At 34.5% G+C, this 23,229-nt stretch carries 29 protein-coding genes; 5 read left to right on the top strand and 24 right to left on the bottom strand.

Annotated features, from left to right (window positions below):
* Nucleotides 1-4: 4 nt before the first annotated feature.
* The 23 genes from rpmD to rpsL form a co-directional block, all read right to left on the bottom strand.
* A complete protein-coding gene (rpmD, locus tag Q0876_RS10715) occupies nt 5-187 on the bottom strand; it encodes a 50S ribosomal protein L30 (RefSeq protein WP_299227525.1) in 183 nt (60 codons plus the stop codon).
* Nucleotides 188-198: 11 nt separating this feature from the next.
* On the bottom strand, nt 199-723 hold the full coding sequence (rpsE, locus tag Q0876_RS10710) for a 30S ribosomal protein S5 (protein WP_299227522.1): 525 nt from the start codon (nt 721-723) through the stop codon (nt 199-201).
* Nucleotides 724-729: 6 nt separating this feature from the next.
* Nucleotides 730-1,086 (bottom strand): 50S ribosomal protein L18, encoded by a 357-nt coding sequence (rplR, locus tag Q0876_RS10705; RefSeq protein ID WP_299227519.1) that lies wholly within the window; start codon nt 1,084-1,086, stop codon nt 730-732.
* 10 nt (nt 1,087-1,096) lie between these two features.
* Nucleotides 1,097-1,639 (bottom strand): 50S ribosomal protein L6, encoded by a 543-nt coding sequence (gene rplF, locus Q0876_RS10700; RefSeq protein WP_299227516.1) that lies wholly within the window; start codon nt 1,637-1,639, stop codon nt 1,097-1,099.
* Between the two features lie 17 nt (nt 1,640-1,656).
* Complete coding sequence (rpsH, locus tag Q0876_RS10695) at nt 1,657-2,055, bottom strand: 30S ribosomal protein S8 (protein WP_299227513.1); 399 nt, start codon at nt 2,053-2,055, stop codon at nt 1,657-1,659.
* 88 nt (nt 2,056-2,143) lie between these two features.
* Complete coding sequence (rpsN, locus tag Q0876_RS10690) at nt 2,144-2,413, bottom strand: 30S ribosomal protein S14 (RefSeq protein ID WP_299227510.1); 270 nt, start codon at nt 2,411-2,413, stop codon at nt 2,144-2,146.
* A 3-nt stretch (nt 2,414-2,416) separates the two neighbouring features.
* Nucleotides 2,417-2,968 carry a 50S ribosomal protein L5 gene (gene rplE / locus Q0876_RS10685; protein WP_299227507.1) on the bottom strand — a complete coding sequence of 184 codons (552 nt, stop codon included), beginning with the start codon at nt 2,966-2,968 and terminating at the stop codon, nt 2,417-2,419.
* Between the two features lie 2 nt (nt 2,969-2,970).
* The gene (gene rplX / locus Q0876_RS10680) at nt 2,971-3,282 is read right to left on the bottom strand and encodes a 50S ribosomal protein L24 (RefSeq protein ID WP_299227504.1); all 312 of its coding nucleotides are present in this window, start codon (nt 3,280-3,282) and stop codon (nt 2,971-2,973) included.
* Between the two features lie 11 nt (nt 3,283-3,293).
* Entirely contained in the window at nt 3,294-3,662 is a 369-nt protein-coding gene (rplN, locus tag Q0876_RS10675; protein ID WP_040248536.1) for a 50S ribosomal protein L14, read from the bottom strand.
* A gap of 2 nt (nt 3,663-3,664) precedes the next feature.
* Entirely contained in the window at nt 3,665-3,922 is a 258-nt protein-coding gene (gene rpsQ, locus Q0876_RS10670) for a 30S ribosomal protein S17 (RefSeq protein WP_299227495.1), read from the bottom strand.
* Between the two features lie 18 nt (nt 3,923-3,940).
* Nucleotides 3,941-4,132 (bottom strand): 50S ribosomal protein L29, encoded by a 192-nt coding sequence (rpmC, locus tag Q0876_RS10665; protein WP_299227492.1) that lies wholly within the window; start codon nt 4,130-4,132, stop codon nt 3,941-3,943.
* Between the two features lie 11 nt (nt 4,133-4,143).
* Nucleotides 4,144-4,569: a 50S ribosomal protein L16 gene (gene rplP / locus Q0876_RS10660; RefSeq protein ID WP_299227489.1), complete on the bottom strand. Its 426-nt coding sequence runs from the start codon at nt 4,567-4,569 to the stop codon at nt 4,144-4,146.
* 18 nt (nt 4,570-4,587) lie between these two features.
* Nucleotides 4,588-5,307 (bottom strand): 30S ribosomal protein S3, encoded by a 720-nt coding sequence (rpsC, locus tag Q0876_RS10655; protein WP_299227487.1) that lies wholly within the window; start codon nt 5,305-5,307, stop codon nt 4,588-4,590.
* A gap of 9 nt (nt 5,308-5,316) precedes the next feature.
* Entirely contained in the window at nt 5,317-5,724 is a 408-nt protein-coding gene (gene rplV, locus Q0876_RS10650) for a 50S ribosomal protein L22 (protein ID WP_299227484.1), read from the bottom strand.
* 8 nt (nt 5,725-5,732) lie between these two features.
* Nucleotides 5,733-6,011 (bottom strand): 30S ribosomal protein S19, encoded by a 279-nt coding sequence (gene rpsS / locus Q0876_RS10645; protein ID WP_299227481.1) that lies wholly within the window; start codon nt 6,009-6,011, stop codon nt 5,733-5,735.
* 10 nt (nt 6,012-6,021) lie between these two features.
* Nucleotides 6,022-6,849: a 50S ribosomal protein L2 gene (rplB, locus tag Q0876_RS10640; protein ID WP_299227478.1), complete on the bottom strand. Its 828-nt coding sequence runs from the start codon at nt 6,847-6,849 to the stop codon at nt 6,022-6,024.
* A gap of 10 nt (nt 6,850-6,859) precedes the next feature.
* Complete coding sequence (rplW, locus tag Q0876_RS10635) at nt 6,860-7,150, bottom strand: 50S ribosomal protein L23 (RefSeq protein ID WP_299227475.1); 291 nt, start codon at nt 7,148-7,150, stop codon at nt 6,860-6,862.
* 6 nt (nt 7,151-7,156) lie between these two features.
* Entirely contained in the window at nt 7,157-7,786 is a 630-nt protein-coding gene (gene rplD, locus Q0876_RS10630) for a 50S ribosomal protein L4 (protein WP_299227472.1), read from the bottom strand.
* Complete coding sequence (gene rplC, locus Q0876_RS10625) at nt 7,786-8,403, bottom strand: 50S ribosomal protein L3 (protein ID WP_299227469.1); 618 nt, start codon at nt 8,401-8,403, stop codon at nt 7,786-7,788. Before rplC ends, rplD begins: the two co-directional genes overlap by 1 nt.
* A gap of 141 nt (nt 8,404-8,544) precedes the next feature.
* Nucleotides 8,545-8,850, bottom strand: a complete 306-nt coding sequence (gene rpsJ / locus Q0876_RS10620) for a 30S ribosomal protein S10 (RefSeq protein WP_007650482.1) — start codon at nt 8,848-8,850, stop codon at nt 8,545-8,547.
* Nucleotides 8,851-8,862: 12 nt separating this feature from the next.
* Complete coding sequence (gene fusA, locus Q0876_RS10615; protein WP_299227465.1) at nt 8,863-10,989, bottom strand: elongation factor G; 2,127 nt, start codon at nt 10,987-10,989, stop codon at nt 8,863-8,865.
* An 8-nt stretch (nt 10,990-10,997) separates the two neighbouring features.
* A complete protein-coding gene (rpsG, locus tag Q0876_RS10610) occupies nt 10,998-11,474 on the bottom strand; it encodes a 30S ribosomal protein S7 (RefSeq protein ID WP_299227462.1) in 477 nt (158 codons plus the stop codon).
* 22 nt (nt 11,475-11,496) lie between these two features.
* Nucleotides 11,497-11,871, bottom strand: a complete 375-nt coding sequence (gene rpsL, locus Q0876_RS10605) for a 30S ribosomal protein S12 (protein ID WP_008269190.1) — start codon at nt 11,869-11,871, stop codon at nt 11,497-11,499.
* A 172-nt stretch (nt 11,872-12,043) separates the two neighbouring features.
* Between rpsL and Q0876_RS10600 the strand changes: the two genes are divergently transcribed.
* The 5 genes from Q0876_RS10600 (at nt 12,044) to Q0876_RS10580 (ending at nt 21,388) form a co-directional block, all read left to right on the top strand.
* Nucleotides 12,044-13,732: a POTRA domain-containing protein gene (locus Q0876_RS10600; protein WP_299227458.1), complete on the top strand. Its 1,689-nt coding sequence runs from the start codon at nt 12,044-12,046 to the stop codon at nt 13,730-13,732.
* Between the two features lie 158 nt (nt 13,733-13,890).
* Nucleotides 13,891-17,106 (top strand): SusC/RagA family TonB-linked outer membrane protein, encoded by a 3,216-nt coding sequence (locus Q0876_RS10595; RefSeq protein ID WP_299227455.1) that lies wholly within the window; start codon nt 13,891-13,893, stop codon nt 17,104-17,106.
* A gap of 18 nt (nt 17,107-17,124) precedes the next feature.
* On the top strand, nt 17,125-18,744 hold the full coding sequence (locus tag Q0876_RS10590; protein WP_299227452.1) for a SusD/RagB family nutrient-binding outer membrane lipoprotein: 1,620 nt from the start codon (nt 17,125-17,127) through the stop codon (nt 18,742-18,744).
* 16 nt (nt 18,745-18,760) lie between these two features.
* On the top strand, nt 18,761-19,633 hold the full coding sequence (locus tag Q0876_RS10585) for a hypothetical protein (RefSeq protein ID WP_299227450.1): 873 nt from the start codon (nt 18,761-18,763) through the stop codon (nt 19,631-19,633).
* 114 nt (nt 19,634-19,747) lie between these two features.
* Nucleotides 19,748-21,388: an aryl-sulfate sulfotransferase gene (locus tag Q0876_RS10580; protein WP_299227447.1), complete on the top strand. Its 1,641-nt coding sequence runs from the start codon at nt 19,748-19,750 to the stop codon at nt 21,386-21,388.
* 20 nt (nt 21,389-21,408) lie between these two features.
* On the opposite strand, the gene Q0876_RS10575 is transcribed toward Q0876_RS10580, so the two are convergent.
* A complete protein-coding gene (locus Q0876_RS10575) occupies nt 21,409-23,151 on the bottom strand; it encodes an FG-GAP-like repeat-containing protein (protein ID WP_299227444.1) in 1,743 nt (580 codons plus the stop codon).
* Nucleotides 23,152-23,229: the final 78 nt, after the last annotated feature.

Genomic DNA, 23,229 nt, shown 5'->3' with positions numbered 1-23,229 from the left:
ATCGTTATTTTGTTTCTTCAACAGAAACTAAATGTGAAACTTTATTTACCATACCAAGAATACTTGGTGAAGCATCGTGCTCTATTGTTTGACCAATTCGTTTAAGTCCAAGAGCTTCTAATGTTCTTTTTTGAGTTTGAGTACGATTGATCGCACTCTTCACCTTTGTTACTTTAATCTTTCCCATTCTTGTAATGATTAACCGTTAAACACTTTTTCAAGAGAGACACCTCTTTCTTTAGCTATTGTTTGAGCACTTCTTAACTGAAGTAAAGCATCAAAAGTTGCTTTAACTACGTTATGTGGGTTAGATGATCCTTGAGATTTTGATAATACATCATGTACACCAACTGCTTCTAGAACTGTTCTTACTGCTCCACCAGCAATAACTCCTGTACCAGCCGCAGCAGGAATAATATTTACTCGAGCTCCACCATATTTACCTTTTTGTTCGTGAGGTAATGTTCCTTTAACAATAGGAATTCTTACAAGATTTTTCTTAGCATCTTCAACTGCTTTTGCAATTGCAGTAGCAACATCTTTAGACTTTCCTAAACCGTGACCTACAACTCCAGCTTCATCACCAACAACTACGATTGCTGAAAAACCAAAAGCTCTACCACCTTTTGTTACTTTAGTAACTCTTTGTACACCAACTAAACGATCTTTAAGATCTAATCCACTTGGTTTTACTAATTCTGCGTTTTTATATTTTTGATACATAATGTCTTAGAATTTAAGTCCGCCTTCTCTAGCACCTTCTGCTAATGATTTTACTCTTCCGTGATATTGGTAACCACCTCTATCAAAAGATATAGTATTGATACCTGCTTTTATTGCTTTTTCGGCAACAGCTTTACCAACTAAGGCTGCTTTTTCTGTTTTTGTTCCTTTTGCTGAAGCAACGTCTTTATCTCTAGAAGATGCAGCTACTATGGTTTTACCTGTAACATCGTCTACAACTTGAGCATAAATTTCTTTATTACTTCTGAAAACAGCTAAACGAGGTCTTGCTTCTGTACCAGAAACTACCTTACGTATTCTGCTTTTTATTCTTAGTCTTTTTTCGTTCTTTGTTAATGCCATAACTAATTTTTTAAGCTGATTTACCTGCTTTTCTTCTTAATTCTTCACCAACAAACTTGATCCCTTTTCCTTTGTAAGGTTCTGGTTTTCTGAATCCGCGAATTTTCGCAGCTACTTGTCCAACTAATTGTTTATCGTGAGATGTTAATTTAACTATTGGGTTTTTACCCTTTTCTGAAACGGTTTCAATTTTCACTTCTGGTGCTATATCCATAACAATGTTATGAGAAAAACCTAGAGCCAAATCTAATTTTTGCCCTTGATTAGTTGCTCTGTAACCTACACCAACGAGTTCTAACTCTTTAGTCCAACCTTTAGATACGCCTTCGATCATGTTATTTACTAAAGACCTGTATAAACCATGTTTAGATTTTTGCTCTTTATTATCTGCAGATCGAGCTACTAATACGTTTCCGTCTTCTACTTTTACTTCTACAGCGTCATAGCTTTGAGTTAATTCACCCAATTTACCTTTTACTGTGATTACGTTGTCTTTTACTTCAACTGTAACTCCCTCTGGGATTGCTACTGGATTATTTCCTATTCTTGACATGTTCTTTCTGCTTTAAATTAGTAAACGTAACACAATAATTCACCACCAACGTTTTCTCTTTGCGCTTGCTTACCTGTAATTACACCGTGAGATGTAGAAACTATGGCAATACCTAAACCGTTTAAGATTCTTGGCATTTCATTTGCGCCAGCATACTTACGTAGACCTGGTGTGCTTATTCTTTGTATCTTCTTTATTACCGACTCTTTAGTATCTTTGTTGTACTTCAAAGCAATTTTAATTGTTCCTTGCACAGTAGAGTCGTCAAACTTATAACTTAAAATATATCCTTGATCGAATAATATTTTAGTTATTTCTTTCTTTAGGTTTGATGCAGGAATTTCTACCACTCTGTGATTAGCTTTTACTGCATTTCTGATTCTTGTTAAGTAATCAGCAATTGGATCTGTATTCATTTATATTAATTTGCGGTAACGGTTTTCGATACATCTCGAACCTGAGACCAATTTATAATTCTTATATTTTCGCTTTAGCGATGGTATGTTACCAAGATGCTTTTTTAACACCTGGAATCAAACCTTGATTTGCCATTTCACGAAATGTTACACGTGAAATACCAAAAATTCTCATGTACCCTTTAGGTCGTCCTGTCAACTTACAACGGTTATGTTGTCTAACTGGAGAAGCATTTTTTGGTAACTTTTGTAATGCTTCATAATCTCCAGCTTCTTTTAAAGCTTTACGTTTTTCAGCATACTTAGCAACCGTTTTTGCTCTTTTGACCTCACGGGCTTTCATTGATTCTTTAGCCATATCTTAGTTCTTTTGAAAAGGTAAACCCAATTCAGTTAATAACGATTTTGCTTCTTTATCTGTGTCTGCGGTTGTTACAAAGGTAATATCCATACCAGATATTTTATTGATCTTATCAATATCTATTTCTGGGAATATGATTTGTTCTGTAACACCTAAGTTATAATTTCCTCGTCCATCAAAACCTGTTGCTTTGATACCATTAAAATCTCTAACGCGTGGTAAAGCTGAAGTAACTAAACGGTCTAAAAACTCATACATTTGCTCACCTCTCAACGTAACTCTTGCTCCAATTGGCATTCCTTTACGAAGTTTAAATGATGCAACGTCTTTTTTAGACATAGTCGCTACTGCTTTTTGACCAGAAATTTTAGTTAACTCATCAACTGCATGATCAATTAATTTCTTATCAGCAACTGCAGCTCCAACACCTTTAGATATTACTATCTTAGTCAATTTTGGAACTTGCATTACGTTTTTATATCCGAATTCTTCTGTAAGAGCAGAAACTACTTTGTCCTTGTACTCTTGTTTTAATCTTGGAATATAAGCCATAACTATATTACTTCATTTGATTTTTTAGAAAATCTCACTTTATTATCACCTTCCATTTTATAACCAACTCTTGTTGCTTCACCATTTGAAGTTAGCAATGATAAGTTAGATATATGAATTGGTGCTTCTTTCTCTACAATACCACCTTGAGGATTTTGTGCACTTGGTTTCATATGTTTTTTAACCATATTTGCACCTTCAACGATGGCTTTGTTTTTATCTACAAATACTTTAAGTACTTTACCTTCTGTCCCTTTATGGTCTCCAGCAATTACTCGAACTGTATCTCCTGATTTAATTTTAAGCTTTGTCATTTTTTTAGTCATTAAAGCACTTCTGGTGCTAATGATACAATTTTCATGAACTGTTTGTCACGAAGTTCTCTAGCTACTGGTCCAAATACACGTGTTCCTCTCATTTCTCCTGTAGGATTTAAAAGCACACAAGCATTATCATCAAAACGAATATAAGATCCATCTGGACGTCTTACTTCTTTTTTAGTACGAACCACAACTGCTGTTGAAACTGCTCCTTTTTTAATGTTTCCATTAGGTGTTGCATCTTTAACAGATACTACTATTTTATCACCAATAGAAGCATATCTTCTTTTTGTACCACCAAGAACACGTATTGTTAATACTTCTTTTGCTCCTGTGTTATCAGCTACCTTTAATCTAGATTCTTGTTGTACCATAATTATTTAGCTCTTTCAATTATTTCTACTAATCTCCAACATTTAGATTTACTCATAGGTCGTGTTTCCATGATCTTTACAGTATCTCCAATATTGCAGTCATTTGTTTCGTCATGAGCAACATATTTTTTTGTTTTCAAAACGAATTTTCCATACATAGGGTGTTTCACTTTTTTAACTTCAGAAACCACAATTGATTTCATCATTTTGTTACTTGTAACAACTCCTATACGTTCTTTTCTTAAGTTTCTTTTTTCCATCTTTCAGCCAGAATACAATTATTGTATATCTCTTTTAGTTAATTCTGTTGCAATTCTTGCTACTGAACGTCTAACGTTACGTAACTGAATTGGATTCTCTAATGGAGAGATTGCATGAGCCATTTTTAGGTCTGCATAACTCTTTTTGGTCTCGCTAAGTTTTTCTTGCAACTCAGCTACTGATAGCTGTTTAATTTCTGCTTGCTTCATAATTATTTATTTTAAGCTTCGCCTTCGTAATCACGAGCGATTAAAAACTTAGTTTTAACTGGTAATTTTTGAGCTGCTAAACGTAAAGCTTCTTTTGCAACATCCATTGGTACTCCACCAACTTCGAAAAGAATTCTTCCTGGTTTAACTACAGCTACCCAATACTCAACAGCTCCTTTTCCTTTACCCATACGAACCTCTAGAGGCTTTTTGGTAATTGGCTTGTCTGGGAATATTTTAATCCATAATTGTCCTTCTCTCTTCATGTAACGTGTCGCTGCAATACGAGCTGCTTCGATTTGACGTGATGTTAAGAAGTTAGACTCTAAAGATTTTATACCAAACATACCATAAGACAACTGATGTCCTCTTCCGGTATTTCCTTTCATACGTCCTTTTTGGACTTTACGAAATTTTGTTCTTTTAGGTTGTAACATTTTTCTTTGTCTTTAAAATTACTTTCTGCGACGAGATTTATTGTTCCCACCACGCCCTCCAGACTTGCCACCTTGTTTCTTAGACAAGCCAACTAATGGAGAAAGTTCTCTTTTACCATACACTTCACCTTTCATGATCCATACTTTTACACCTAATCTACCATAAGTAGTATGTGCCTCAACCAAAGCATAATCAATATCGGCTCTAAATGTTGATAATGGAATACGTCCTTCTTTGTAATGCTCGCTACGTGCCATTTCAGCACCATTTAAACGACCACTAATCTGAATTTTTATTCCTTCAGCATTCATACGCATAGCAGCAGCAATTGCCATTTTAATTGCTCGTCTATAAGAAATACGATTTTCTATTTGACGTGCAACACTAGATGCTACTAAATATGCATCAAGTTCAGGTCTTTTTATTTCAAAGATGTTTAACTGAACTTCTTTACCTGTAATTTTCTTAAGCTCTTCTTTTAACTTGTCTACCTCTTGGCCGCCTTTTCCGATAATAATACCAGGTCTAGCGGTAGTGATAGTAACGGTTACAAGTTTAAGTGTGCGCTCAATAATTACTCTAGACACACTTGCTTTAGATAAACGAGCGTGAACGTACTTTCTAATCTTATCGTCTTCTGCTAGTTTATCACCATAATCGTTTCCACCATACCAGTTCGATTCCCATCCTCTGATAATACCTAAACGATTTCCGATTGGATTTGTCTTTTGTCCCATATCTCTATCTTAGCTTTGTGTGTTATTTTTAGCTCCAATCACAACTGTAACATGATTAGATCTTTTTCTAATTCTATGTGCTCTACCTTGAGGAGCTGGACGCAATCTCTTTAACATTGATCCACCATCAACTCTAATCTCTTGTACGAATAAGTCTGCATCTTCAATAGAAGCATCTTCATTTTTTGCTTGCCAGTTAGAAATTGCTGATAATAACAATTTTTCTAATCGACGAGATGCTTCTTTAGGACTAAACCTTAAGATTTGAAGTGCTGCTTCAGCTTCTTTCCCTCTAACTAAATCAGCAACTAAACGCATTTTTCTTGGTGAGGTAGGACAGTTATTAAGCTTTGCAAAAGCAGTGTGCTTTCTCTCTTCCTTAATAGCGTCTGCCATTTGTTTTTTACGACTTCCCATAGCGCTTCTTATTTTTTACCTTTATTTTTTGCACCTGCATGACCTCTAAAAGATCGCGTTGGTGAAAATTCTCCTAATTTATGACCTACCATGTTTTCAGTTACGTAAACTGGTACAAACTGACGACCATTATGTACAGCAATTGTTTGCCCAACAAAATCTGGAGAAATCATAGATGCTCTAGACCAAGTTTTAATAACAGTCTTTTTATTTGAAGCTACATTTGCTGCAACTTTCTTTTCTAGTTTATAGTGGATATAAGGTCCTTTTTTTAATGAACGTGCCATACTATCTTAATTATTTCTTTCTACGTTCTACAATATACTTATTACTCGCTTTAGTCTTAGAACGTGTTCTATAACCTTTAGCAGGAATACCATTCTTAGATCTTGGATGACCTCCAGAAGACTTACCTTCACCACCACCCATTGGATGGTCTACTGGGTTCATCACTACTGGTCTTACTCTTGGTCTTCTACCCAACCATCTACTTCTACCTGCTTTACCAGACACAGTTAATTGATGATCAGAATTAGAAATAACTCCAATTGTAGCCATACACTCTGTAAGAATCATTCTTGTTTCTCCAGAAGGCAATTTAACAGTAGCAAATTTTCCATCACGTGCCATCAACTGTGCAAATGCACCAGCACTTCTTGCCATTACAGCTCCTTGACCAGGACGTAACTCGATGCAAGAAATAATTGTACCTAATGGAATCTCTCCTAATGGCATTGCATTTCCAATTTCCGGAGCAATCCCTTCTTTACCTGAAATTACATTCTGCCCAACTTGCAATCCATTTTGAGCAATAATGTAACGTTTTTCGCCATCTTGGTAATTCAATAAAGCGATAAACGCTGTTCTGTTTGGATCGTATTCGATTGACTTAACTTCAGCTGGAATTCCAGTTTTGTTGCGCTTGAAATCGATAATACGATACTTTCTTTTGTGACCTCCACCTCTATGGGTCATGGTCATCTTTCCTTGACTGTTTCTACCACCAGATCTTTTGTTCGGAACGAGTAAACTCTTTTCCGGCTTATCAGTAGTGATGGCGTCAAATCCATTTACTACTCTAAAACGCTGAGCTGATGTGATTGGTTTTAATTTTCTTACTGACATTTTTGTCTAATTACATGTTACTGTATAAATCAATAGTTTCACCTTCCGCCAGTTGTACAATTGCTTTTTTAACGGCATTTGTTTTACCATGTTGAATACCCGTTTTTGTATAACGAGTTCTTCGATCTGGACGGACATTTATAGTACGAACTTTTTCAACAGAAACGCCATAAGCTGCTTCAACAGCTTTTTTGATTTCAACCTTGTTCGCCTTAGTATTCACTTGAAACGTAAAGCAATTTCTCAACTCGCTATCGGTTGTTGCTTTCTCAGTGATTATCGGTTTAATTAAGATATTCATGACTTTCTATTTACTTAAATTCGATTCAATTCCTTCTAAAGAACTCTCTAAAAGGATTAATTTATTTGCGTTTAAAATTTTATAAGTACTTAATTCTGAGTTCATTACAACCTCAGACCTTTTAAAATTTCGTGATGACAAATATACATTATTATTTGACGCACCCAACACAAACAATGATTTTTTGTCTTGTATGTCTAATGCTTTCAAAACTGCTGTAAAGTTTTTCGTCTTTGGAGCATCAAAATTGAAATCTTCCAAAACAACGATATCTTTGTCATTTGCCTTCATGGTCAAAGCCGATTTACGGGCTAAACGTTTAAGGTTTTTATTCAGTTTAAAACTGTAATTTCTTGGTCTTGGCCCGAACATACGTCCACCACCTTTAAATACACCAGACTTGATACTTCCTGCTCTAGCAGTACCAGTACCTTTCTGTTTTTTAATCTTACGTGTACTTCCTGCAATTTCACCTCTCTCTTTTGACTTATGTGTTCCTTGACGCTGATTAGCTAAATATTGCTTAACATCTAGGTATACTGCATGATTATTAGGTTCAATAGCGAACACATCTTTAGAAAGCTCTGCTTTTCTACCTGTGTCTTTTCCGTTGATATCTAAAACTGCTACTTTCATTACTTTTGAATAATTACATAAGAGTTTTTGTGTCCCGGAACACATCCTTTAACGACAAGTAAATTCTTCTCTGGAACTACTTTATAAACTCTTAAATTTTCAACATTCACTCTTTCGCCACCCATTCGTCCTGCCATTTTCATTCCTTTGAATACTCTCGCAGGATATGATGCAGCACCAATAGAACCTGGAGCTCTTAAACGGTTGTGCTGACCATGCGTCGCTTGACCAACTCCACCAAATCCATGACGTTTTACAACACCTTGGAAACCTTTTCCTTTAGAAGTTCCTGCTACATCAACATACTCACCTTCAATAAAGTGCTCAACTGTTATAGCATCACCTAATTTGTAATCTCCTTCAAATCCTTGGAATTCTACGACTTTTCTTTTAACAGAAGTACCTGCTTTTTTGGCATGACCAATTTCAGCTTTAGTAGCACTTTTCTCTGTCTTGTCATCGAAACCAAGTTGAAGGGCATTGTACCCGTCAACCTCTTCGGTTCTGACTTGGGTAACGATACATGGTCCAGCTTCGATTACTGTACATGGAATGTTCTTCCCATTTTCATCGAAAATGCTGGTCATACCGATCTTTTTTCCTATTAACCCAGACATATTTATTAATTATTTATTATTACTATTTATTAAAATTCAAGGTCGAAAATACATTCGACCTTGAATTGTATTTTTACCGTTTTTCCTTTGCTCGCAGCTCCGGACATGTTTCGCTTTTATAACCTAAGCGATAAGTTTCACCTACACTTTAATCTCAACTTCAACTCCACTTGGTAATTCAAGCTTCATTAATGCATCAATTGTTTTAGAAGATGAAGAGTAGATATCTAATAACCTCTTGTATGAGCTTAATTGAAATTGCTCTCTTGACTTCTTATTTACGTGTGGTGAACGTAACACAGTGAAAATCTTTTTGTGAGTTGGTAATGGAATTGGTCCAGTAACAACAGCACCTGTACTTTTTACTGTTTTTACAATCTTATCAGCAGACTTGTCAACTAAATTGTGATCGTAAGACTTTAATTTTATTCTAATTTTCTGACTCATTTTCTTTTAGTTTTAAGCTTCTACGCCTTTAGCTGCTTTAATTACTTCTTCTGATATATTCGATGGTGTCTCAGCATAGTGTGAAAACTCCATTGTTGATGTTGCACGACCTGAAGATAATGTTCTTAATGTTGTTACATAACCAAACATTTCTGATAATGGTACTGTAGCTTTCACTGTTTTAGCACCTGCTCTATCACCCATATCACTTACTTGACCACGACGACGATTTAAATCTCCTACGATATCACCCATATTTTCTTCTGGTGTAATTACTTCCAATTTCATAATTGGCTCCATAATTACAGCTTTAGCAGCTTTAGCAGAATTTTTGAATCCTAATTTTGCTGCTAATTCGAATGATAATTGATCTGAATCTACATCATGATAAGAACCATCAGTTAATGTAACTTTCATTGCATCAACTTCGTATCCAGCCAATGGACCATTGACCATTGCCATTTTAAATCCTTTTTCAATTGATGGGATAAATTCTTTAGGAACGTTACCACCTTTAATTTCAGATACAAATTCTAAGCCTACCTTACCTTCTTCTGCTGGCTCTAAAGTAAATACGATATCAGCAAACTTACCACGTCCACCAGATTGTTTTTTATAAACCTCTCTGTGTTCTGCACGTTGTGTAATTGCTTCTTTGTACTCAACTTGAGGCTGACCTTGATTAACTTCAACTTTGAATTCTCGTTTCAAACGATCAACAATAATATCTAAGTGAAGCTCACCCATTCCAGAAATAATGGTCTGTCCTGATGCTTCATCAGTTCTTGCTGTAAATGTCGGATCTTCTTCAGATAATTTAGCTAAAGCCATACCTAATTTATCAACATCTGCTTTAGTCTTAGGCTCCACAGCAATACCAATTACTGGATCTGGAAAGTCCATAGATTCTAAAACGATAGGGTGTTTTTCATCAGACATGGTATCTCCAGTCTTAATATCTTTAAATCCTACTGCAGCTCCAATGTCTCCTGCTTCGATAAAATCGATAGCATTTTGTTTATTAGAGTGCATTTGGTAGATACGAGAGATACGCTCTTTTTTTCCTGAACGGTTGTTCAAGATATAAGAACCAGCATCTAAACGACCAGAATATGCTCTAAAGAATGCCAAACGTCCTACGAAAGGATCAGTTGCTATCTTAAACGCTAGAGCAGCAAATGGTTCTTTAACATCTGGCTTACGTAATATTTCTTGTCCTGTATTTGGATCTGTACCCTTAATACCTTCTTTATCTGTTGGAGAAGGTAAATAACGACATACAGCATCTAATAAAAACTGCACCCCTTTATTTTTAAATGCAGAACCACAAATCATTGGAATAATAGCCATATCCATTACAGCAGCTCTAAGTGCAGCATGCACTTCTTCCTCTGTAATAGAATCTTCATCTTCCATGAATTTTTCTAAAAGATTTTCGTCGTATGTTGCAACTTCTTCAATTAAAAGCGCACGGTATTTACGAGCTTCTTCTTTTAATTCTTCTGGAATGTCGATAACATCAAAGGTAGCACCTTGAGTTTCGTCATGCCATACGATAGCTCTGTTTTTTACTAAATCTACGATACCTTTGAAATCTGCTTCATCACCAATGTTCAATACAATTGGCACTGCGTTTGACTTCAGCATATCTTTTACTTGTTGACACACCGCCATAAAGTTAGAACCTTGACGATCCATTTTGTTAACAAATCCAATTCTAGGAACTTTATAGTTATCTGCAAGTCTCCAGTTAGTTTCAGATTGTGGCTCAACACCATCAACTGCACTAAATAAAAACACTAATCCATCTAATACACGTAATGAACGGTTTACTTCAACTGTAAAATCAACGTGACCAGGAGTATCAATAATATTGAAATGGTATCCTTTTGTATCTGGTGTTGGTTGCCCATTTTCCATTGGAAAATTCCATGTACAAGTAGTCGCTGCAGAAGTAATAGTAATACCTCTTTCTTGCTCCTGTTCCATCCAGTCCATTGTAGCAGCGCCATCATGCACCTCTCCAATTTTATGAGAAACACCTGTATAATAAAGAATCCGTTCTGTAGTAGTTGTTTTTCCTGCATCAATATGTGCAGCAATACCTATATTTCTTGTGAATTTTAAATCTCTTGCCATGTCGTTAATTAAAATCTAAAGTGAGAGAATGCTTTGTTTGCTTCAGCCATTTTATGAGTATCAACTCTTTTCTTAACAGCTGCGCCTTCTTCTTTTGCAGCAGCTAAAATTTCACTAGCTAATTTTTGAGCCATTGATTTTTCGTTTCTTTTACGAGCATAACCAATTAACCATTTCATTGCAGTAGAAACTTTTCTATCTGGACGAATTTGCATTGGAATCTGGAATGTTGCTCCTCCTACACGACGACTACGCACTTCTACGTGAGGCATCACATTAGATAAAGCATCTTTCCAGGTCTCTAAAGCAGTTTTCTCTTCATCTGTTTTTTTTGATTCTACAATATCAATTGCATCATAGAACACTTTAAAAGCTACAGATTTTTTACCGTCCCACATCATCATGTTAACAAAGCGTGTTACTAACTGATCGTTAAAACGTGGATCTGGTAAAAGCGGTCTTTTTTTCGCTTGTCTTTTTCTCATGTCTTCTTCTTAAAGTTTTAAATTACTTCTTAGGGCGTTTTGCACCATACTTAGATCTACGTTGTGTTCTACCTGCAACACCTGCTGTGTCTAAGGCTCCACGAACGATATGATATCTAACTCCTGGTAAATCTTTTACCCTTCCACCTCTAACTAATACTATCGAGTGCTCTTGTAAGTTGTGTCCTTCTCCGCCGATATATGCATTGACCTCGTTCCCATTTGTTAAACGAACCCTTGCCACCTTACGCATTGCTGAGTTTGGTTTTTTAGGTGTCGTTGTATAAACACGAGTACATACACCACGTCTTTGTGGACACGAATCTAAAGCAGCCGATTTACTCTTCTTAGTTATTTTGGCTCTTCCTTTTCGTACTAATTGTGAAATTGTTGGCATATATTTCTATATAAATTATATTAAACCCTCTCCTTAGAGGGCTGCAAAGGTAGAAATAAATATCAATTTTTCAAATGTAATATGATTAATTTTTAAAAGTTTGAGAAATTATTTTTAGCCTCACATATTTTTAATTATTAATTTCCGTTAGATTTGAAGAATAATACATGATATGCCTTTTAAACTGAGAGTCTACAAACTAATCTTCTTAATGCTATTTTTTGCCAATCTTAATTCGCAAAATATAGAACTGAAAGTCATCGGTAAATCTAACCTTGAAACTAAGGTAATAGATTCTTTAAATTTTAAAAAAGCTCACAAAAACTTTACCTCTCTTAATAGTGAAGTATTAGCACTAGAAAAAAAATTACAAACTCTAGGATATATTGATAGCGAACTAATTAAACTTGAAAAAGAAAATGACTCATTATTTCTAGCGCAATTCAGTTTGAAAAATCGTTTCGAAACCATCACCATATATTACAACAACATAATCAACAGTGATATCTTTAAACTTTCAGATATTGAATTTACCGATTCCTATTTTGTTGTTCCAATCAAAAATCTTGAAAAAACACTTGAATTCATTAATTCTGAGATTGCAAATAACGGTAGCCCATTTGCTACTCTACAGTTGAAAGAAATCACAAAAGAAAGTAAAAACACACTTGTAGCCAGTTTAGAATTAGTTCGTCCTGCTGGAAGAACAATCGACAAAGTTATAGTTAAAGGTTATGAAAAATTTCCAAAATCTTTCATTAGGCGCTATTTAAAGATTAAGCCTAAGCAAAATTTCAACTTAAAACGCATTAAAGAAAAGACGAATGTGCTTAACGATTTACGATTTGCAAATCAAATCAAAGATCCAGAAGTTCTATTTACAAAAGATTCTACCATATTATATATGTATATAGAAAAAAATAAGAGTAATTCTTTTGATGGCTTTTTGGGATTTGGCACTAATGAGGATACAAACAAAATTGAGTTTGATGGCTACTTGAATCTTATTTTAACTAATAACCTTAATTACGGAGAAACTTTAAGATTACTGTATAAAAGTGATGAAAACGATCAAAAGACGTTTGACGGTAATATTAATATGCCTTACTTATTTGCCTCCCCTCTTGGAGTTGAACTTAACTTAAATATTTTTAAAAAGGATTCTTCATTTGTAACCGTAAGTCAAGCCGCAAAAATTAATTATCAACTCGACCCAAACAACAGTATTGCAGTTGGTATAAACACAGTCAACTCTTCTAACTTGTTAGACGATGACACTTTCCTGATCAACGATTTTAAATCAAATAAATATTTGATTAACTACATTCATACCAGACGACAAAATTATGATTTCCTTTTCCCAGTAAATTTTTTATTCGATATATCTGCCGGAATTGGAAATAGAACATTTGAAGATACAAATGAAAACCAGACTAAATTTACTATTAACTCCTTTAAGATATTTAACTTAAATGATCGTAATAGTATATACACACGAGTAAATGGCCAATTGATAAACTCAAACACCTATCTAGAAAATGAATTGCCACGATTTGGTGGTATCAATTCAATTCGAGGTTTTGAAGAGAACAGCTTATTTGCCAATTTATTTGGTGTAATAAATACTGAATACAGGTATCGCTTGAATGGTAATATATATGTACACTCGGTTATTGATGCTGCTTATTTTGAAAATGAAGCCGTAGATCAAAAAGGAAAACTTTTTGGATTTGGATTTGGATTTGGATTATTAACAAAAGCTGGGCTTTTTAAATTTAATTATTCAAGCGGAAAAGTAGAAAATCAAAAATTCAAACTATCCGACTCTAAGGTACATATAAGTCTGACTGCCAATTTTTAAGATTCTCATTTTTTTTAAGTTTTTTTAGTTAAAATCTGTTTTTATTAACCTAATGTTAATATTTACTAAGTGTTTTTTTAAAATTTTAAGCAAATATTATTGTTTTATTAACTTTTTATTAAGACTTTTGATTCAGGCTAATTCAAATTAATTAAAATATGAAAACAAAGTATTGTAAAATACTCACGCTATTTATGGCGTTTGTTGTGCAACTCACATTTGCGCAAGAGAAAACTGTATCAGGAAATGTGACCGATGAATCTGGTCTACCGCTTCCTGGTGTTAACATTGTTGTTAAAGGAACTTCAAACGGAACCCAATCAGATTTTGACGGAAACTATTCTATCAAAACAAATGTGGGTGAAGTTTTGGTATTTTCTTTTGTAGGTTTAAAAACTCAAGAGATTACCGTTGGAGCTTCCAATACTGTAAATGTATCTATGCTAGAAGATGCTGAATCACTAGATGAGGTCATTGTAACAGCGCAAGGAATCAAAAGAGAGAAAAAAGCATTAGGTTATGCTGTAACCACTCTTGAATCTGACGCTGTAGAGAGTAGACCTGAAGCAGATATTGCCAGAGTTTTAAGCGGTAAAGTTGCTGGTGTAAATGTAGTAGGAACAGGCGGTCTCGCTGGTAGTGGTACCAACATTACTATTAGGGGTAACGTTTCTATTACAGGTAACAACCAACCTTTATTTGTAGTTAATGGTGTACCATTTAATACAAGTACAAATGCAGAGAGTAACGTCACTACTGGTAATGGCTCTGTTTCTGCATCAAGTAGATTTTTAGATCTAGATCCAAATAATATTGAAAGCATGAGTGTTCTTAAAGGACTTAGTGCAACTGTATTATATGGTGATGCTGGTAGAAATGGTGTAGTTTTAATTACAACAAAAACTGGTGCTGGTAATGCGGTTGACAAAGGTTTTGAAATCACGCTTAGCCAACAAGTATTCACTAACGAAATTTCTGCGCTACCAGATTATACTGATGTGTATGGACAAGGTGGAGACAACAGCGTGAATGTTGGATTTGTTGGAAACTGGGGTGGACGTTTTGATCAAAACATAACAGTAAGACATCACTATGATCAACCTCAATTTGCTATACCATTCCCACAATTTCAAGGTGTAACAGTACCGTATAGAGACTTTAAAGATAATGTAAAAGATTTCTTTAGAAAAGGATCAGGTCGGACAACAAATGTTAATATTGCTAAGTCTAGCGAAAATGTGTCTTTTAATGCTAACTTTGGGCATACAGATGAAGATGGGTTTGTTCGTGGTAACAATATTACGAGAACTAGTTTCGGTATGGGTGGCTCTGTTAAACTAAGTAATAAATTTAGACTTAACGGTTCATTTAATTACTCAACTAGTGAATTTACGACACCTCCTGTAGCCGCAAATAATGGTACAGGTAACTTTTCAATATTTACAAGAACATTATATACACCAAGAAACTTTGACTTGATGGGCTTACCTTTCCAAGACCCATTAACAGGTGCTAGTGTTTACTACAGAACTGATCAAGAAAACCCACGTTGGTTAACAGCAAATTCTCAAGAAAGTATAGATGTGAATCGTTTTTACAACTCCTTGAGTACAATCTTTGACTTTAATGATAAAGTTTCATTAACTTATAGAGTTGGTTATGATAGTTACACTGAAAAACAACAATTCTATGTTAACAAAGGTGGTGTGAGCTCATTGATTGCTCAACAAGGTTATCTAAAAACCACTTCAGGGACTAATACCATTTGGGATCATAGTTTAATTTTAGGTATTAATGGTGTTCAGCTTACAGATAAGATTGGTTTAAATAGTACTTGGGGTGTGAATACTAACTCTGAGACTTACGATAAATTTGGTATAGTTAGTACAGGTCAAGTTGTATTTGATTTTATCGATCACAACAATTTTGCGACACAAACAAACAATGATCCGCTTGGAAGTTCTCTAGATTTTAAACAAACAGAGAATACTATTGGTGTATATGGTCAAGCAGAATTTGAATATGACAATTTCCTTTACTTAACACTTGCTGCTAGAAATGACTGGACGTCAACTATAGAACAAGACAACAGATCGTTATTCTATCCTAGTGCATCACTGGCATTTATTCCAACGTCTGCTTTTGAAGGATTAACTTCTGATGCATTAAACTTCTTAAAACTAAGGTTTGGTTATGGTACCTCTGCAGGTTTCCCAACACCTTATAATACACGTCCACTATTAGCATTGTCTACTGCAGATTTTACAACAGGAAGCGGTGGTGTTAATACAAATTCAAACCTTAACGAATTTCCTAACCCAGACTTAAAAGCTGAGTTACATAAGGAATTTGAATTAGGTGTTGAAGCTAGATTCTGGAAAAACAGAATCAATTTTGAAGCTAGTGTATTTAGTAGAGTTTCTGAAGATCAAATCTTATCTAAAGGTTTACCACCATCATCAGGTTTCTTAAACACGTTTATTAATGCTGGTAGAATTGACACGCAAGGTGTTGAAATAGCCTTAGGGATCTCTCCTTTTAAAGGGAAAGATGGTTTCCAATGGGATTCAAACTTTATTTTCACAGCAACAGAAAACGAAGTTAAAGAATTACCAGGTGGTTCTGATGTATTTATTGCTGGGTTCTCTAACCTAGGTAACTTTGCAATCGAAGGGCTACCATTAGGTGTTATCAAAGGTAGTTATGCGTTAAGAGATGATCAAGGAAACTATTTAATAGATCCTCAAACAGGAAACATCTTAGATAGTAGTACATTAGGTCTAGATGATGCAGTAATTGGTGATCCAAATCCAGACTGGTTATTGACAACTATAAATACATTTAGTTATAAAAACTGGACGCTTTCTGCTCAAGTAGAATATAAGCATGGAGGCGATTTTTCGTCTAATACAATTGATAACTTATTAAGACGTGGTGTAACTAAAGATACCGAAGACAGAGAAGGTACTATTGTAATTCCTGGTGTATATGCTAACCCAAATACTGGTGTTCCATTAACAGATGCTAATGGAAATACAATTCCAAACAATGTACAAATAGGTGCGAATGAAGCTTATTTCTTAAATTTCTTAGATCCTGCTGGGCAAGCTATTTACGATGGTTCTGTTTTGCGTTTAAGAGAAATTTCATTAACTTATTCATTACCTAGTAAGTTTTTAGAAAAAACACCTCTAGGATCATTGTCATTTACATTACTAGGACAAAATATGTTCTTTTGGGCGCCTAACGTACCAAAATATACAAACTTTGACCCAGAGACTATTAGTACAGGTGTAGGTAATGGTGCTGGTTTAGAATTTCAAACAGCACCTTCATCTAAAAAATATGGATTTAGTGTAAAAGCTACTTTTTAATAAAAAAAAGAATAGAAAATGAAAACAATAAAAATTAAATTAAAAATTGCTGCTTTAGCTCTGCTTTTTATAGCTGTTGGCTGTGAAACAGCAGATTTAGAACAACTTGCTGACCCAAGTAATTTGACACCAGAAAGTGCAGACCCGCAACTTCTGATTAATAATGTGCAAATTCGCTTCATGTCTGCAATTGCATACAACGAAGATAATGAAGATGGTTTGAACGTAAGAGCTTCTGAAGCTGTAAGAATGCAGCATCTATTTGGAGCGTATTCTGGACCTTTTTCTTTATCAGCTACTTCTCAAGACGATTTTTGGGAAGACTTTTACAAAGAAACATTAATCGATATTAAATCTCTAATTCCAATAGCTGAAGCGGGAGATTTAAAAGGTGTTGTTGGTGTAGCTAAAGTTATTCAAGCTTATACTTATGTAACATTAGTTGATACGTATGGTAATGTTCCTTTTACTCAAGCTTTAGATGGTAATGAAAATGATGCTCCTGCAGCTGATGATGGTCAAGATATCTATACAGCAATGTTAGACGTTATTGATGATGCAATTTCAGACTTGAGCACTCCTGGTGTAATTATGCCTACAAATGATTTATTCTACGGCGGTGATGCTGGAAAATGGATCAAAGCCGCAAGAACATTAAAATTTAAAATGTATGCGCAAATGCGTTTAGTAGGTGATTTTAGTTCAGAAATCAATACATTGATTAGTCAAGGTATTATTGAAGATGCTGCTGATGACTTACAGTTCCAATACTCTACTAGTGCATTAGCAACAGGTGATAGTAGACATCCATATTATTCATTATGTTATGATGCAGATGGTTCAGATGACTATATGAATAATTATTACATGTTTTTATTGAAAGATGACAAAGGGTTTAACGATCCAAGGTTACGTTATTATTTTTACAGACAAATAGAAGAAACACCAACTGGTGATGATTTAGAATGTGAAGGTGAAGCTGGATTTAATTTCTGTCATATTGGTGATTTTTATTGGGGACGTGATCATGGTGATGATGATGGCGTGCCACCAGACCAGTTAAAAAGAACTACTTATGGACTATATCCTATAGGTGGTGCATTTGATGCTGATAACTTCCAGACAGTCATAAACAATCCTGGAGCAGCTGGAGCTGGTATTTTTCCGTTAATGTTGTCTTCTTATGTTAAATTTTTAAGAGCTGAATCTGCTTTAATGTCAGGAACAACAGGTAATCCACGTACTTTGTTTGAAGAAGGTGTTAGAGCTTCAATGACTAAAGTGTTGGAATTTAATCCAGGACAAGTTGACCCAGCATTTGCTGCAACTCAGGCTGATGTTGATAATTATGTTACCTTTGTACTCGGACAGTATGATGCTGCCGCAGATAATGAGGCTAAATTGGATGTAATCATGAAAGAATACTACATTGCACTTTGGGGTAATGGTATTGAAGCTTGGAACAATTACAGACGTACAAGCTATCCAAGTGATTTAGAACCTCATGTGAATGTTGCTGGTGAATTTCCAAGAACATTCATGTATCCTGCAGTAGAGGTTTCTTCTAACGAAAGTATATCTCAAAAGCAAGTTACTGAAAAAGTATTCTGGGATACTAATCCGGATAATTTACAATAACAAAAAAAAAATGATTATGAAGAATTTTAAAACAATTTTAAAAACAAAAAGCTTAGCTGTATTTGCTATGGCTCTTATGACCATTTTTGCAGTTTCCTGTAAAGATGAAGACAAAGACAAATTTGATGTTTTTGCTGATGGTGGTTTTGTAAGATTTGCACAACCATTTCCTAACGTAGTAAATATAAGTTCACTAGCTGAAGTTGCTGGTGTTGAAATCACGACTACATTGGAAGCTCCAGACGGCAATGTAGTAAGTTACAGAATGTCTGTATCTGCTATGGTTGCAGGTACTAGTTACGGGCCTGTAGATTTTGGAGATGAAGTTACTTCTTTTCCTAGAACTATTACTATCACAATGGCTGATCTATCAACTGCACTTGGAATTGATATTGCTGACATTGGTTTTGGTGATACCTTTAACTTTATTGGTACCGCTATTAATGACCAAGGTGTAGTATATTCTGGTGAGCGTTTAGATTTCGATGAGGAAACTGGTACGCGTAGTGGTGGAAATAATTCAGACGATCTATTAGATGAGAATGGATATAGAAATGCCTTTGAGTTTGGTTTTGCTATTCCTTGTCCTCCAATTAACAACCCTATGGCTGGTGATTGGACTGTTAACATGACAGATCTTTATGGAGACGGTTGGGATGGTGCTTTCTTAACTGTTGAAGTTGATGGTGTATCTGAAGATTATGATATTCCAGCTGGAGATTCTGCTGTTCATGTTATTAATGTTCCTGTAGGTACTGCTGTATTAAGATTGACATACACTAGTGGTAGTTGGGAAGAAGAACACATTTATGAAGTTGTAAACCCAGCAGGAGATACATTTGGTCCTTTCGGTCCTGAACCAGAAATGTGTCCATCATTAGGTATCTAATATCAGGTTATAAATTTATCAAAAAGGTCATCTAAATTAGATGACCTTTTTTAATTAATGCTTTTGTTTAACTTAAAAATACTAATTACCTTTAGAAATAAATTCATTAAAAGAATGAGAAATAAACTCTTATTTTTAATAGTTCTTTGCTGTGCTTATCTACTTAATGCTCAAAATACTATAGGCACTTTAACAAATGAAGAAGGTGTACTAAATGGTTATACTCTATTTACTTCGCAAACAGAAACCTATTTAATAGATAACTGTGGGCAAGTAATAAATCAATGGTCAAGCTCATATCCACCTGGAAATGCCGTATATCTCTTAGAAAATGGTAATCTGCTTAGAGCAGCAAAAACTGATAATCCTGATATAAATTTTGGTGGAAGAGGTGGTAGAATTGAGCTTTTTAATTGGGAAGGAACTTTAATTTGGGAGTATGATTATTCATCAAGTGATGAAAGTCAACACCACGATATATACCCAATGCCAAATGGTAATGTATTAATGCTCGCCGTTACAGTAATGGATTCGAACGAAGCTATAATGGCTGGAAGGAATCCTGCTAATCTTAGTCAAAATGAGCTATATAATGAACAAATTCTTGAATTAGAACCTGTAGGTACAAATTCAGCAAATATTGTTTGGGAATGGAATGTGAAAGATCACTTAATTCAGGATTTTGATAATACTAAAGCTAACTTTGGCATCGTTGAAGATAACCCTCAACTATTAGATATCAATTATATTGGTGGTTCCAATGGTAATGCAAATTGGATGCACGTAAACTCAATACAATATAATATCCAATTAGATCAAATTGTTATGAGTTCAAGACTTCTTAATGAATTTTATATTATTGATCATTCTACTACAACTATAGAAGCAAGTGGATCAACAGGAGGATTGAGAGGAAAAGGTGGTGATTTCTTATATCGATGGGGAAATCCGCAAGCTTATAAGCGTGGTACTGCTAATGATCAACAACTTTTTGGGCAACATTTTCCGTATTTTATTCCAGATGGGTTAACCGATGCTGGAAAAATAATATTATATAATAATGGGTTTGGAAGAACACCAAGGTTTTCAGAAGTTTTTCTGTTAGATCTACCTACCGAATCTGAAGGGGTGTATTCTTACACTTCTGGCACTAGCTATGGTCCTTCAGTACCTGAATACATATACTCAGACCCAGTAGATCCAACAAATTTCTATTCAGCTATTTTGTCAAGTGCACTTAGGCTTCCTAATGGAAACACTCTAATTTGTGATGGCGATTCTGGTTATTTTTTTGAAATAGATGTCAATGAAAACATTGTTTGGGAATATGTGAACCCAGTTGGTAATACCCAAATCTTAACTCAGGGTGATGATCCTTTAGGTTCAGGTAACACTTCTTTTAGAGCACTTAAATACGCTGTTGATTACCCAGCATTTATTGGTCGTGATCTAACACCAGGAAACCCTATTGAGTTAAATCCAGATTTGAGTAATTGTGATCTATTGAGTGTTAATGAATTTTCTATTAAGTCATCTATGCGCACTTACCCAAATCCTGTTACCACAAACCTTTTTATTGATAGTGAGAAAATGATTGAATCTATTTCGGTTTATAATCTTTTAGGAAAGAAAGTAATAGATGGGTTGGGTAATATTAAAACAATAGACTTCACCAATTTAGCAGATGGACTGTATATAGTTAAACTAGTTACTAGTGATGATATTCTAACCACTAAAAAAGTTATTAAAAATTAAAAGCTATTGACACTTTTCTTTTAGTCTTTTATAACTTTATAAGTCTGGCTTTTATTGGATAAAGATTGAACTTTTAAAAAATATACACCAGTATTTAAAGAAGAAAGATTCAGCTCAAAACTATCAAGTTTAGGTTCATATATAGCTATTTCTTTACCTAAAACATCAGTAACAGTAATCATATTAATAATCTCAACACTTTCAAAAGTAATGATATCCTTAATAGGGTTGGGATAAAAATTAACAAGACTTAATTCGTCTTCATCTACAGATAATCCGCCTTGACCATTATTTCCACTTCCAGTGCCTTCAGTAATTTCTAACAGTTGGTTAGCTGGAACGTCATAAAAATAATCTTCTTCTCCACTTAACCAAGTTACTTTAACATAATCAACCATAGTATTAGTTCCGAGACCAAAAGCTTCAGTAGCGGAGTTTTGTGATAAATAACCTTCACCACACAAGGTATATCTGTATTGCTTATTATTATTTACAGAAATTTCAATGATTGATCCTATACCGTCTCTATTACTGTTTGTACCTTCTAATTTTACCCTTAACCAATTATTAGAAGTTGTTGTAGAGTTATACCAAAGATTTACATTTCCATCATTTGTATTACTTACTATAATATCTTGCAGACCATCGTTATCAACATCTCCTATTGCGTTAGAGTGACTGGCTCTATTATCATTAAAAAAACCAGGATCTGTAGGTGTTAAAAAATCTTCGTTACCTAAGTTTTCATAAAACACTGATGAACTATAAATCGAAGCCCCATTTAGTGAGCTACTAACATACAAGTCTAAATCTTCATCATTTTCAGCATCAAGAAAAACGGCGCCCCAACATACACTGTTTAATAATGTTCCAGAAGCTATTGCTATATCTGTAAATGTTTCGTCTCCATTATTTCTAAAAAATACATTTCCATCGACACCATTTGTAACATATATATCTAACCATCCATCACTATTAAAGTCATCAATAGTAACTGTCATTGCATCAATGGTAACATCTGTACCTGAGGATGTGCTTACATCAGAAAAAGTGCCATCACCATTGTTCTTGTAGAGGATGTTTGGGTTATTGACTCGATCATTTGAAATATAGATATCTTGCCATCCATCATTATTAAAATCAAAAAACGCAGAACAAAATGACAAACTACCAGATGGACTTATCCCAGCAGTTGTACTCACATTCGTAAATGTACCATCACCATTATTCTTATATAAATAGTTAGGCACTATTCTGTCTGGATCAAAACTAGAAATAAAGACATCTAAGTTACCATCTTTGTCATAATCTCCCCAAGATGCTCCGTAAGAAAATATATTATTTGTAGGCAAACCAGAACCTACAGTTATATCGATAAAGTTTAAGCTACCATCATTTTCAAATAGTTTATTTCCATCTGTAAAACTAGTAATATATATGTCCTTATCACCATCATTATCGTAATCTACCCAAGTGACAGATTTAGTTTGATAATTAAGTACAGGAATATTCAAAGTTTGCTCAACAAAAGAACCGTTAACATTTTTATAAAATCTAACTGGCTGACCATCTTCAGTGGTAAACGTTAAGTCATCCCATCCATCATTATCATAATCAAAAAAGCTAACACCATTACCAATGTATGTTGTACCACAAGTAAAACCAATTCCTCTTGCAGTTGCTTGATCTTCAAAATAGATTTGAGCATTAACTTCTATATTAGCCCATAAAAATAAAAATAGTACTGTTAATAACGGTTTCATTTTGGTACAATTAATCATTTTGTAAATTTATAAAAAAATAGTCATTTAGCTTAATAACAATAGGTTTTTTATACCTTT

It is taken from the genome of uncultured Psychroserpens sp., assembly GCF_947503375.1.
In the GTDB taxonomy this organism is placed as follows: domain Bacteria; phylum Bacteroidota; class Bacteroidia; order Flavobacteriales; family Flavobacteriaceae; genus Psychroserpens.
The sequence above is the reverse complement of the archived record's forward strand: the minus strand, read 5'-3'. Positions and strand labels throughout refer to the sequence as shown.

Bases quoted from the DNA above. Each gene is read 5' to 3' on its own strand.
- rplB (WP_299227478.1), bottom strand. From the start codon at position 6,849: ATGTCAGTAAGAAAATTAAAACCAATCACATCAGCTCAGCGTTTTAGA.
- rplN (WP_040248536.1), bottom strand. From the start codon at position 3,662: ATGGTACAACAAGAATCTAGATTAAAGGTAGCTGATAACACAGGAGCA.
- rplV (WP_299227484.1), bottom strand. From the start codon at position 5,724: ATGGGAAGTCGTAAAAAACAAATGGCAGACGCTATTAAGGAAGAGAGA.
- rpsC (WP_299227487.1), bottom strand. From the start codon at position 5,307: ATGGGACAAAAGACAAATCCAATCGGAAATCGTTTAGGTATTATCAGA.
- rpsS (WP_299227481.1), bottom strand. From the start codon at position 6,011: ATGGCACGTTCATTAAAAAAAGGACCTTATATCCACTATAAACTAGAA.
- Q0876_RS10585 (WP_299227450.1), top strand. From the start codon at position 18,761: ATGAAGAATTTTAAAACAATTTTAAAAACAAAAAGCTTAGCTGTATTT.
- rpsE (WP_299227522.1), bottom strand. From the start codon at position 723: ATGTATCAAAAATATAAAAACGCAGAATTAGTAAAACCAAGTGGATTA.
- rplE (WP_299227507.1), bottom strand. From the start codon at position 2,968: ATGGCTTATATTCCAAGATTAAAACAAGAGTACAAGGACAAAGTAGTT.
- rplP (WP_299227489.1), bottom strand. From the start codon at position 4,569: ATGTTACAACCTAAAAGAACAAAATTTCGTAAAGTCCAAAAAGGACGT.
- rplF (WP_299227516.1), bottom strand. From the start codon at position 1,639: ATGTCAAGAATAGGAAATAATCCAGTAGCAATCCCAGAGGGAGTTACA.
- rpsH (WP_299227513.1), bottom strand. From the start codon at position 2,055: ATGAATACAGATCCAATTGCTGATTACTTAACAAGAATCAGAAATGCA.
- Q0876_RS10580 (WP_299227447.1), top strand. From the start codon at position 19,748: ATGAGAAATAAACTCTTATTTTTAATAGTTCTTTGCTGTGCTTATCTA.
- Q0876_RS10600 (WP_299227458.1), top strand. From the start codon at position 12,044: ATGCCTTTTAAACTGAGAGTCTACAAACTAATCTTCTTAATGCTATTT.
- rplD (WP_299227472.1), bottom strand. From the start codon at position 7,786: ATGAAAGTAGCAGTTTTAGATATCAACGGAAAAGACACAGGTAGAAAA.
- rpmC (WP_299227492.1), bottom strand. From the start codon at position 4,132: ATGAAGCAAGCAGAAATTAAACAGCTATCAGTAGCTGAGTTGCAAGAA.
- rpsJ (WP_007650482.1), bottom strand. From the start codon at position 8,850: ATGAGTCAGAAAATTAGAATAAAATTAAAGTCTTACGATCACAATTTA.
- rplW (WP_299227475.1), bottom strand. From the start codon at position 7,150: ATGAATATCTTAATTAAACCGATAATCACTGAGAAAGCAACAACCGAT.
- rpsL (WP_008269190.1), bottom strand. From the start codon at position 11,871: ATGCCAACAATTTCACAATTAGTACGAAAAGGAAGAGCCAAAATAACT.
- rpsN (WP_299227510.1), bottom strand. From the start codon at position 2,413: ATGGCTAAAGAATCAATGAAAGCCCGTGAGGTCAAAAGAGCAAAAACG.
- Q0876_RS10595 (WP_299227455.1), top strand. From the start codon at position 13,891: ATGAAAACAAAGTATTGTAAAATACTCACGCTATTTATGGCGTTTGTT.
- fusA (WP_299227465.1), bottom strand. From the start codon at position 10,989: ATGGCAAGAGATTTAAAATTCACAAGAAATATAGGTATTGCTGCACAT.
- rpmD (WP_299227525.1), bottom strand. From the start codon at position 187: ATGGGAAAGATTAAAGTAACAAAGGTGAAGAGTGCGATCAATCGTACT.
- Q0876_RS10590 (WP_299227452.1), top strand. From the start codon at position 17,125: ATGAAAACAATAAAAATTAAATTAAAAATTGCTGCTTTAGCTCTGCTT.
- rplC (WP_299227469.1), bottom strand. From the start codon at position 8,403: ATGTCTGGGTTAATAGGAAAAAAGATCGGTATGACCAGCATTTTCGAT.
- rplR (WP_299227519.1), bottom strand. From the start codon at position 1,086: ATGGCATTAACAAAGAACGAAAAAAGACTAAGAATAAAAAGCAGAATA.
- rpsG (WP_299227462.1), bottom strand. From the start codon at position 11,474: ATGAGAAAAAGACAAGCGAAAAAAAGACCGCTTTTACCAGATCCACGT.
- rplX (WP_299227504.1), bottom strand. From the start codon at position 3,282: ATGACAAAGCTTAAAATTAAATCAGGAGATACAGTTCGAGTAATTGCT.
- rpsQ (WP_299227495.1), bottom strand. From the start codon at position 3,922: ATGGAAAAAAGAAACTTAAGAAAAGAACGTATAGGAGTTGTTACAAGT.
- Q0876_RS10575 (WP_299227444.1), bottom strand. From the start codon at position 23,151: ATGAAACCGTTATTAACAGTACTATTTTTATTTTTATGGGCTAATATA.